This is a genomic window from Clostridium ljungdahlii, from assembly GCF_001636845.1.
Taxonomy (GTDB): Bacteria; Bacillota; Clostridia; order Clostridiales; family Clostridiaceae; genus Clostridium_B; species Clostridium_B ljungdahlii_A.
The window spans coordinates 92,492-102,895 of the sequence record NZ_LITT01000013.1 but is presented as its reverse complement, the minus strand read 5'-3'; the positions used below and the strand labels follow the sequence as shown (position 1 = coordinate 102,895).

10 protein-coding genes and 1 pseudogene are annotated in these 10,404 nt (G+C 29.7%); 5 read left to right on the top strand and 6 right to left on the bottom strand.

What is annotated here, in order from left to right; genetic code table 11:
* The first annotated feature begins 704 nt into the window (after window positions 1-704).
* Together WY13_RS08050 and WY13_RS08045 are read left to right on the top strand one after the other, a co-directional pair.
* Window positions 705-1,043, top strand: a complete 339-nt coding sequence (locus WY13_RS08050; RefSeq protein WP_063555178.1) for a PadR family transcriptional regulator — start codon at window positions 705-707, stop codon at window positions 1,041-1,043.
* Window positions 1,036-1,884: a hypothetical protein gene (locus tag WY13_RS08045; RefSeq protein WP_063555177.1), complete on the top strand. Its 849-nt coding sequence runs from the start codon at window positions 1,036-1,038 to the stop codon at window positions 1,882-1,884. The genes WY13_RS08050 and WY13_RS08045 overlap by 8 nt, the downstream gene beginning before the upstream one ends.
* Before the next feature lie 143 nt (window positions 1,885-2,027).
* Here WY13_RS08045 and WY13_RS21760 read toward each other — a convergent pair.
* From WY13_RS21760 to WY13_RS08035, 3 genes and pseudogenes are all read right to left on the bottom strand, one after another.
* Window positions 2,028-2,126, bottom strand: a pseudogene (locus WY13_RS21760) (AraC family transcriptional regulator); the annotation flags it as partial.
* Window positions 2,127-2,227: 101 nt separating this feature from the next.
* Entirely contained in the window at window positions 2,228-2,683 is a 456-nt protein-coding gene (locus WY13_RS08040) for a DUF2889 domain-containing protein (RefSeq protein WP_063555176.1), read from the bottom strand.
* Between the two features lie 57 nt (window positions 2,684-2,740).
* Window positions 2,741-3,271 (bottom strand): PadR family transcriptional regulator, encoded by a 531-nt coding sequence (locus WY13_RS08035; RefSeq protein ID WP_063555175.1) that lies wholly within the window; start codon window positions 3,269-3,271, stop codon window positions 2,741-2,743.
* Between the two features lie 378 nt (window positions 3,272-3,649).
* Between WY13_RS08035 and WY13_RS08030 the strand changes: the two genes are divergently transcribed.
* A complete protein-coding gene (locus WY13_RS08030) occupies window positions 3,650-4,591 on the top strand; it encodes a tRNA dihydrouridine synthase (RefSeq protein ID WP_063555174.1) in 942 nt (313 codons plus the stop codon).
* Window positions 4,592-5,009: 418 nt separating this feature from the next.
* Entirely contained in the window at window positions 5,010-5,594 is a 585-nt protein-coding gene (locus tag WY13_RS08025) for a cyclodeaminase/cyclohydrolase family protein (protein ID WP_063555173.1), read from the top strand.
* Window positions 5,595-5,687: 93 nt separating this feature from the next.
* Here WY13_RS08025 and WY13_RS08020 read toward each other — a convergent pair whose 3' ends face one another.
* Window positions 5,688-7,466, bottom strand: coding sequence for a penicillin-binding transpeptidase domain-containing protein (locus tag WY13_RS08020; protein ID WP_063555172.1), 1,779 nt, complete (start codon window positions 7,464-7,466; stop codon window positions 5,688-5,690).
* A gap of 225 nt (window positions 7,467-7,691) precedes the next feature.
* Between WY13_RS08020 and WY13_RS08015 the strand changes: the two genes are divergently transcribed.
* Window positions 7,692-8,402 carry an alpha/beta hydrolase gene (locus WY13_RS08015; RefSeq protein WP_063555171.1) on the top strand — a complete coding sequence of 237 codons (711 nt, stop codon included), beginning with the start codon at window positions 7,692-7,694 and terminating at the stop codon, window positions 8,400-8,402.
* A gap of 63 nt (window positions 8,403-8,465) precedes the next feature.
* Here WY13_RS08015 and WY13_RS08010 read toward each other — a convergent pair whose 3' ends face one another.
* Both WY13_RS08010 and WY13_RS08005 read right to left on the bottom strand, forming a co-directional pair.
* Window positions 8,466-9,755, bottom strand: coding sequence for a sensor domain-containing diguanylate cyclase (locus WY13_RS08010; RefSeq protein ID WP_063555170.1), 1,290 nt, complete (start codon window positions 9,753-9,755; stop codon window positions 8,466-8,468).
* 254 nt (window positions 9,756-10,009) lie between these two features.
* Window positions 10,010-10,399 (bottom strand): GtrA family protein, encoded by a 390-nt coding sequence (locus tag WY13_RS08005; protein ID WP_063555169.1) that lies wholly within the window; start codon window positions 10,397-10,399, stop codon window positions 10,010-10,012.
* Between the last annotated feature and the right edge of the window lie 5 nt (window positions 10,400-10,404).

Sequence of the window (10,404 nt, the reverse complement as noted above, 5' to 3'; positions counted from 1 at the left end):
GAATCAGCTTTTGATTCTGCATATATTTCAACTGCTCCATTATTTACATCTACAAATGTTACCTTAATATCTTGCAATCCTATTAGATTTTCTATAAAATTAAAGTCTAAAGGCATTCGATAATCACCCCTTATTTTGATTTTTTCTGCAAGATAATCATAAAGGAGATATCGGATGCTTTTCAATTTTTTTGCCAGTACATTGGTAATGCAATTAATGGTATTTTTAATTATTCACAAAAGTAGTGGTTGAACCATTATTTTTTATCTGATGGCTACCTACTGTAACACTCCCACTTCTATCAAAGTGGGAGTGTTACAGTAGCTATGCCCCTAGATAATTCATCTAAACTTAGTGGGAGAAACAAAACTCTAAAGAGAAAGCGACTATCACCAAATCAAAGATTTGGGATATCTGCTTTTCCCACTAAATAAGATTCATTTATATAAGAGATATCTATTTGTAAAAATTCCTATCTGATCTTTTTCTGTTGTATGTATGATTGCTTTAATATATTAAAGGCGTTATTAATTATTATGGTTTTCGTAAGAGAAGTTCTTAATTTTAATATACAGGACGACATATTAATTATAACTATAGTAATATATTTTTCAGCTATTATGCTTTACATAATAGTTAAACTATCATATAATAATAACAACACTAATATGTAATACATAATAGTCGAAGCAAGGAGTGATAATTTGAAGCAGACTCAACTTTTGAAAGGTGTACTGGAAGGATGTGTACTTCTAGTTGTTTTAGAAAACGAAGTGTATGGATATGAAATGATTCAAATGTTAAAAAAATATGGGTTTAAAGAAATTGTTGCGGGTACTGTATATCCCCTGCTTCAAAAATTAGAAAAGCAAGGCTGTCTTTCAAGTACAATAAAGCCTTCACCAGAAGGACCTGATAGAAAATACTATTGCATAACTACAGAGGGAAAAGCTCATTGTAAGGATTTTGTTGAACAGTGGAAGAATTTAGAGTCCAAGGTTGACAATTTAATATGCTTGAAAGGAGAAAAATTATATGAATAGAAAAGACAATTCTGTAAAAGAAATTATTGAAAGAAATAATGAATTGCGCAAAAAATTAACAGATGAAAATAGAGAGTATTATGAACAGCTGTTGATATACATTCGTACTGCTGGATTATTTTATGATGATCATGAGGTAGAGAACTTATTGATGCAGATTTTACAGGATATAATTTCCGCCCAGGAAGATAATCAATCTGCCGAAAAATTCTTTGGGAAAGACCAACAGCTGGCAGCGGACGAATTGATTCACAACCTTGGTAAATCCAGCAAAAAAGAGATATTTAAATTAACTGGTCTTGTCTTTGGCATCAGCTCTTTCTTTGAACTGCTGAGTGCATTAACTGCTCCAGACAAAGGAATAAATATCCTTATACTAATCATAAATGGTTTATTAAGCTTCTTAGTTGTAGAAATTGTAGTTTTTATACTGCACAAAAGTATTTATACAAAAATCATTAAAGGAAAGGTTGCCACTTTTTTGTCTATATGGTTCCTTGCTTTTTTGATAATTGCTTTGTTTGTATTGATTGGATTATTTACTCCTCCTCTGATAACTATACATTTGTCAAATTTGTTGGGAATTTTTATTATATCTATACTATTTATTGGTGCCGCTTTCTTTATATTTAACTGCGACAAACAGGAACGTCGTATATGGTGGCCCTTTCTACCACCTATATTTATTCTTTGTTCTATTGGGATTACGTTAAGAATACCATTAACAAAAAATTGGATGTCAAGTGGTAATGGAAAAATTGCAGCAGTTGCATCAGTTATATTTGGTTATATTCTTTTTTTAGTCCTAACTTACTTTGGCTCTAAAGACAAGAAAGAATAGTATTTTTTATATGAATGACGAATCTCTATCTAAAAATATTTAACTCATAAAAAATTATTTATTATACTTCACACTCTCCCATAAAATCAATAAACACGTAACCGTACTGGACAAATCCTGTACGGTTTTTTCATAATATCAACCTACTGAATGGCAATATATAAATAACAATGTGCATTTCCATCTTTCGTATATTCACTTGGAACGGTGCTCTCATAATTTTCAGTAAAAGCTCTCTTTATAAGCCATAGTTTTACTCCTCTCCTATACAAATAATTATCTAATAATTTAATACCATCATTTTTGCTCTTGTTTGTATGAATTAGATTTTCTTGCTTAGTATTTAGGCATTATTACTCATTATTGTGTGAGCTATACATGCCCTAGGAAGTTTTTCTTTGCAAAAATCCCACCATTGCTTTTCTGTCATATTTTCTATTTTAATTTGATGTGGAAAATAGTTATAGATTATCCCAGGTACAGAAGTTCCAAGAAGGATTCTAACATTACCACATCCCATTTCACTAGAAAACAATTCATCACATTTAGAGCGAAATTCTGAAATAACATTAACACCTATTAATTCTTTCATTTTATCTTTAATTAAAATACAATCTTTAATTGGATAACGCAGTAATTCTACCCTGGCATCTAATATAATCATATCTGGTACAGATACATCTACTATTACTTGAATATCATGTTGATGATCCGTTAAATGTGAGATAGCTCTCCAAATATTATCCTTCACTTCATAATAGTTAACTTCAAAATTTCTTGAATAAAGACTCTTTTCCATAAATATACCTCCGTAATTATACTCAGTACTGACTATAATGGCATTTTTTTGGAACTCTTAAGAGAGTTCCTTCAATGTTTCATTTATCCATTTTAATTCAGTTTCAAAATGATATATATGATGATTAAATATACTAATACAGTAAATTCTGCAATCAGGTAGCAATTTACTTACTGTATTATCTTTAGTTCTAGCTAATTCTTTCAGCTTATTTTCTATATATTCTTTTTGTCTATTTAAATTTTTAATAACAGCATCCTTATCAGCAAAATCAGAAAAATATAATACTCCATCAAAATCAAATTCTACACTATAATTTTCAGCTAAAATTTTATTAAGCAGAGAATTAAAATAAGCAACTCCTGAATCAGTAATAGAATATACTATTTTTTCAGGCCTATTGCCATCTTTTTTGATAACAGAATTTATATAACCTTTTTCAGCAAGTTTATCCAAATGATAATAAATTATAGGAAGTTTGATTTTAGCAAAGGCTGCTATGTCATCTGATACTATTTGTTTTATACTATACCCATGTTGAGGACCATATCTCATCAGAAGTCCTAGAATATATAATTGTATTTTCATTTGTAATCTCCTTATACTCAGCACTGACTATAAGTATATCATATTTTTTCATACTGTCAACAATATATACAAATTATGTATGATTGATATGATTGATTTGTGATAATGTCTTAGTATACCATTTACGATTATGTACCAAATAAATAAGTTTATTAATTCACAAGTTATCCACAGATTATCCACATTATCCACATAGTATTCTATCTATGTATCCCAATTTTAGTTGAGCCAGTTCCTTATTGGAGATTTAGCTTAATAGCTGTTTCAGCAGATGTAGGAAACTAGATTTGAAATAATAAGTGACAATAAAGTATAATATTTGTTATGAGCATATGAATGTGGTAATAATACTACTTGAATAAAGGAGCTTTTAAACATATGAATTTTTATTTCGCACCTATGGAAGGTTTGACTGGGTACATTTATAGAAATGCCCATAATGCCTTCTTTAATAAAATAGATAAATACTTTTCACCTTTTATTGTTGCAAATCAAAGTGATAAGTTTAAAACAAAGGAATTAAATGATATTTTACCTGAAAACAACCAAGGTATAGTTTTGATTCCACAATTACTAACAAATAATGCAAAAGACTTTATACATACTTCAAAGAAAATAAAGCAAATGGGATATACTGAGGTCAATTTGAATTTAGGATGCCCTTCTGGAACTGTAGTTTCAAAAAATAGAGGATCTGGATTCCTTTCAAAAACAAAAGAGCTTGATGCATTTTTAGAGGAAATTTTTTCAGAGGCTGCAACAAAAATCTCAGTAAAAACTAGAATAGGAAAAGACCAGCCAGAAGAATTTTATAATTTAATTGAAATATTTAACAAATATCCTATAGAAGAACTTATTATTCATCCTAGGATTCAAAAAGATTTTTATAAAAATAAGCCTAATCTAAAAATTTTTAAGGACGCCCTAGCTTTAAGTAAAAATCCTGTTTGCTATAATGGTGACATTTTTACAGTCAAAGATTACAAGAATTTTTCGACTGATTTCAACAGCGTAGAAATTTTAATGATTGGCCGTGGATTATTAGCCAATCCCGGATTGATTAATGATATTAAAAATAATACTAAACTAGATAAAAAATTACTAAAAGATTTTCATGACAAGATTTATGAAGATTATAAGAAAGTACTTTTTGGAGATAGGAATGTCTTGTTTAGAATGAAAGAATTATGGTCCTATATGATTCAGATGTTTTCTAATAACGCAAAATATGCAAAAAAAATTAAGAAATCAGAAAGATTATACGACTATGATGCAGCAGTTTTAAGCCTATTCAGAGAACAGACTATTTTAGAAAATTAGTAAAATTAAATTTATCCGATGACTACCTGCTCTAATACTCCCACGCACACAGCGAAAGCGACTATCACCAAATCAAAGATTTGGGATATCTGCTTTTCTCCAAGCGGGAGTAAAGAGCAGCTACGTCCCTGGATAACGATTTTTCCTAAAGGATAACGCCTTCTAAGTGCTGAAGCACTAAGAATCCTGTTAATAAGCATCAGGTGGAGTCAGAACTCCATCTGATGCCAAGAACTCTGTTTATCTATTACATTTTTAATTTCGTTTAGACTTTATATCCATGGGCATACTAATTTCATCAAGTGATTCTTAGACTCAGGTAGAGTTTGCTTAAGATGATGGAAGTATTACAGATGGTAGTTCTGGGATAAAATACAATATTTTACTTCTTAATATTAGTTTATAGGTAGGTGATTAAATGCTAAGTGATAAACCAATCAATTCTTTCTTAGAAAATATAGCTTCTAAACCATTAACTCCAGCTGCAGGAAGCATAGCCGCCTTAAGCGCAGCTTCTGCTGCAGCATTAACTGAAATGGCTGCTAACCTTACCTCAAAAAAACCTAAATATCGTGATATTTCAGCTAAAATGAAAGAAATAGCTGAGGAATGTTCTTCCTATAGGGAGATTTTTCTTAATGATATTGATAAAGATACAAAAGCCTTTAAAAAAGTAATAGATTTATATTTAATGCAGTTAAATACAGAAGCTGAAAAAGAAATTCAACAAAAAGAATTGCAAAATAGTTTTAAAACAGCTATAGAGATACCTCTAAGTATGGCCAATAATATTGTAGAGTTAATTTATGCTATAAGATTTGTTAATAAACATGGATGTAAAACATCAGCATCAGATGTAAAGCAAGCTTATATTCTAGCAGAATCTGCAGTCCGTTCATCGATTTTTCTTATAAAATCAAACCTTGTCTTTGTCCATGATCAGGATTTTCAAACCTATATTTCAAAAAAAATTGATGACTTAGAGGCAGACTTAGAAATGTAATAAATAACATATTTATTATGTATTAACTTGCGAAGCTTTGCTTCGCAAGTTTTTATATTAAGTCAAGATTTTATATGTGCGAAAGTTGAGGTATTAATTTAACACACTTTTCTCACCTTTAATACCAATATAATTGAATATCTCCTGAAACAAGGTTTTTGCCACAGGTGCTGAAACATCTGAAGCATAATAATTAGAACCACTAGGTTCATCCACACTTACAAGCAAGGTTATTTTAGGATTCTCCTCAGGAGCCATACCAGCAAAGGAAGACATGTATTTTCCAACTGCATAACCTCCTGTTTTAGGATCAGCTATCTGAGCCGTACCAGTTTTACCTGCAATATCTAATCCCTGTAAAAAGGCATTTTGTCCTACCCCTGAAGTAACTACTTTAGTTAAATCCACTCTTAGCTCAGATGCTAGTTCAGCATTATACACAGTTTTTTTACCATAATTATTATATTTTTTATCTACAACTTCATTATTTGTATCATCAATATGTGTAATATTTTTCATGACATGCGGTCTTATCCATGTTCCTCCATTTGCTATTGCATTAAAAGCAGCCATGTATTGAACTTGATTGACTGCAACGCCTTGTCCAAAAGCAAGCTCAGATAAATCAAATCTATTAATTTGATCAGGACTTCTCAAAGTACCTGCTGATTCTCCAGGCAAGTCTATCCCTGTTTTTTGACCAAACCCCATTTTTTTTGCAGTAGCAACAAGCTTGTCTTTACCTAGTTTATTTCCTAACTCTGCAAACCCTACATTACATGAATTTTTTATTATATCCACAAAGCTTTCGCTGCCATGCCCATTCAAATTCCAGCAGTGAATAGGACTTTTATCAATTGTTATGCTGCCATCACATATATATGTGTCATTTAATCCAATATTGTTTTCTAGAGCACTTGCTGCGGTAATAACTTTAAATATAGACCCTGGCTCAAAATTGTCTTGGATAGAAGGATTTTTCCAAAGCATTTCAGCATCTTTAGAATTTTTGGCTATACTTGATGCATTGTTAAGATCCACACTAGGTTTATTTGCCATTGCTAATATTTCTCCATTTTGAGGGTTCATAACTATAATATTAACTGCTTTTGCATTATTATCTTCTAAAGCTTTTTGAGCCGCTTGTTCAGCATATTGTTGAATAACTGAATCTATTGTTAAAATAACATTTTTACCATCTACTGGCGGGGTATATTTTTCAGATTCATAAGGTAATTGATTATTTTTTGCATCTTTTTCATAAGTCATACTGCCAGGCATACCTGAAAGTTCTTTATCATAGCTTAGTTCTGCCCCAGAAATTCCATTACCCTCAGGATTTACCAATCCTAAAATGCTTGTCATAAAATTTCCATTTACATAATACCTTTTAGTATCTGGTGAAATAATAATTCCTTTAATATTTAACGCTTTAACCTGGGTCATTACAGGTTTCTCAATCTGCCTTTTCAATAAAGCCGAATTAGCAGGTAATCCATTCGGCAGTGTTGTACCTAATACTTTTAAAATGTCTTCAGATTTCATATTAAGTATAGGAGACAATTTATTGGCTAATTGAGAAAAAGACATTTTTCTCTCATTTAAAGTTTGCCTTAATGTTTTTAAATCCAAGTCAACTCTATAAATACTTTCATTTACTGCTAACTCATTAGAATTTCTATCTAAAATTTCTCCTCTTTTAGCACTAATTGGTATTGTAGTTGTTTGTTGCTCTATAGCCATTGATTTATATTCAGAACCCTTTGCTACCATTAAATATCCTAATCTTCCAAGTAGCGCCAAAAATACAATAACCAATAGTATTCCAGCAAATATAAATTTATTTTTTTTAACAAATTTTTTTGTTTTCATCCTTCGCCTCTTTAGTCTTTCAGGCAATCTCCCATTTAACTAATTGCCATTTTATAATATTATTTCTTATATGCTATATAGCTTATTATATTAAAACCTGTAATCATATTCAACTATAAGTAATTATGATAGACAAGTTTATTACATAATTATTTATGAACTAGATAAATTGGAAAAGACAAGGGTATAATTTCATTAATAAAAGAATATAAAGGAGAATTTTCAATGATTAGACAAGATTTAAAAGTAAAAAACATACCTGCAATCTTGTGGGGCCTCAAATCAGATAAACTATTTATAGCAATTCACGGTAATATGTCAAATAAGGCAGATGATAACATTGTGCTATTTGCAGAAGAAGCTCTAGCAAAAGGTTATCAAGTTCTTAGTTTTGACTTACCTGAGCATGGTGACCGCAAGAATGAGCCCTATGCCTGCAAGGTTCAAAACTGTGTTCAAGACCTTAGTGTCATTATGGATTATGCAAAATTACTATCAAATAATATAAGTGTATTTGCCTGCAGCATGGGAGCATATTTTAGCTTACTTGCTTACAGTCGTGAGCCATTGAAACAGTGTTTGTTTCTCTCTCCTGTGGTGGATATGGAACGCATCATAAATAATATGATGACATGGTTTAACATAAGTGAAAACAAATTAAAATTAGAAAAAGAGGTCCCAACGCCTATTGGACAAACACTATATTGGGATTACTACTCCTATGTAAAGGAACATCCTATCCTCACTTGGAATTGTACTACTTCAATTCTCTACGGCTCAGAAGATAACTTGTGTGAGTTTGGTGTGGTATCTGCATTTGCAAAACACTTTAATTGTAACTTACAAGTAATGAAACATGGAGAACATTACTTTCATACAAAAGAACATCTTAAATTCTTTAGAAAATGGGTAAGAAAAAATATATTGTATAATTAAAAAGCTTTATCTCAACTTTATTTAACTCCCACTCTACAGGTGGGAGTTTTAGCCTATAATGATTTATTCTGTTATTTTTCGCTTTTGCACCTTATTCTTATACATATTATTATCTGCTGTCTCTATTAAAGTATCAATATCAACCTTTTTTACATTATTATATTCTGCAAAACCATAGCTAAAATCAACTTTGTAATTAAAAGAGCTGCCCGCATTAAGCTTGTCCATGTCACTTCTTATTCTATTAATAATTAATTCTGCCTCTTTTATAATAATATTAGGAAATATAATAAGGAATTCATCTCCCCCTATTCTACAAACATAATCAGAATTTCTTACATTAGAGACTAACAACTTGACTACATTTAAGATAAGGTTGTCCCCTTCAATATGTCCATAAGTATCATTTGTCTTTTTTAAATTATCCACATCTATAAAACATATTGTTAGATTATTTTTGTTTCTCAATACATTTTTCATTTCTTTATCCAAGAACTCCATACCTGCTCTTCTGTTGTATAACTTCGTCATTTCATCAGTGGCAGCTGTTTTTTCTAATTCATTTTCTTTGTCTGTTAATTCTTTGAATATAGTATTGTAAGGCTGAGTAATACAAGTTATTATAACTGCCTTATATATAAGATAAAAAGATATCATCTTAAAATAATGCCCTAACAAATTTGAAAATGCATAGTTATTTATATATAAAGTAAACTCAAATTCAGATATTATAGTAAAAATAATAGATCCAAACAAGTACCCATAAACTTTACTATCAAATTTATTTTTGTTCTTCCTTAACAATATGATATCAATTGTTAATATTCCACATATAATATATTCGCTAATTATCTTAAATGGAGTTTGTCCTTTTCCTTGAATAAAACATATAGGAAACACCTTGAAATAAAAAATTGAAGCTATAATACTTAAAGTAACTACGGTATAAATTGCAAAAGTTAAATATGGCCTCAATTTTCTCTTAAAATGTATGAATATAAATGGTATCAACAAAGAAATGCTTTCGAGATAACGGGCTCCTATCCATAATTGATTAGCATAAAAATTATATCCTCTAAAAATGTTCATACCGTTGTATGACAGCGTATGTAATAAATCTAAAAATGCTACAAACATATATGCAATACCTATAAATACAAGGTAATCAAAGTATTTTTTTGAAAAATTTTTTGAATTCCATGCTACTATAAATAAAGTAAATCCTATTATTACACTAAATAATTCTGCAAGACTGTGAAACAACAAATAGCTATATAGGTTGGTCATATACAAAGCTGCTATCACAATTAATAAAATAATAACTTCAAAAATACAATTTTTATATTTATACATATGAACAGCCCCCCAATAAAATAATAATTACATATAACAAATACTTCAAATAACTTTATCACCTGGATATAAACTATTAAGTACATTATATTATTAAATAATAAAAAATCCAATAGAATAATACTTAAAATATTATTTGTCGAAGAAATATATGTAAAAAGTTGAAATTTGAATTGAAAATAGCTCATTAGAATATGTATCTGTATTGGACAAATCCAGCACGGTTATATATTCTAATGAGCTATTATAAATATTTAATTTGAACTTTCATTGATACTGTGAAATACAATAATCCTACTTCCAATGTAGTTTGAAATAATAGAAAAGCCCGTAGCAAAAACTTGAGAAAGAAAAGTATCAACATATAGTTTGCTCACTAGTAAATGCATAATAGTTAAGTTTAATGATAAGGATACCCCATTTACCATAGTGAATTTTATAAGTTGAATAACTACCCTTTTATCCTTATCGCAGAAAGTCCACTCTTTGTTTAAAATATAACTATTTAACATACCTATTGAATACGAAACTACCGTACTAAAAAGGTAATTAAGCAGTAAAATCTTGTTAAAAAGATAAAAAGAAAGCAATGTTATGGTAGTATTAGCAGCCCCAACTATACAAAATTTTATTAGCTTAATCATAAAAT

Bases quoted from the DNA above. Each gene is read 5' to 3' on its own strand.
- WY13_RS08040 (WP_063555176.1), bottom strand. From the start codon at position 2,683: ATGGAAAAGAGTCTTTATTCAAGAAATTTTGAAGTTAACTATTATGAA.
- WY13_RS08015 (WP_063555171.1), top strand. From the start codon at position 7,692: ATGATTAGACAAGATTTAAAAGTAAAAAACATACCTGCAATCTTGTGG.
- WY13_RS08035 (WP_063555175.1), bottom strand. From the start codon at position 3,271: ATGAAAATACAATTATATATTCTAGGACTTCTGATGAGATATGGTCCT.
- WY13_RS08005 (WP_063555169.1), bottom strand. From the start codon at position 10,399: ATGATTAAGCTAATAAAATTTTGTATAGTTGGGGCTGCTAATACTACC.
- WY13_RS08030 (WP_063555174.1), top strand. From the start codon at position 3,650: ATGAATTTTTATTTCGCACCTATGGAAGGTTTGACTGGGTACATTTAT.
- WY13_RS08045 (WP_063555177.1), top strand. From the start codon at position 1,036: ATGAATAGAAAAGACAATTCTGTAAAAGAAATTATTGAAAGAAATAAT.
- WY13_RS08025 (WP_063555173.1), top strand. From the start codon at position 5,010: ATGCTAAGTGATAAACCAATCAATTCTTTCTTAGAAAATATAGCTTCT.
- WY13_RS08010 (WP_063555170.1), bottom strand. From the start codon at position 9,755: ATGTATAAATATAAAAATTGTATTTTTGAAGTTATTATTTTATTAATT.
- WY13_RS08020 (WP_063555172.1), bottom strand. From the start codon at position 7,466: ATGAAAACAAAAAAATTTGTTAAAAAAAATAAATTTATATTTGCTGGA.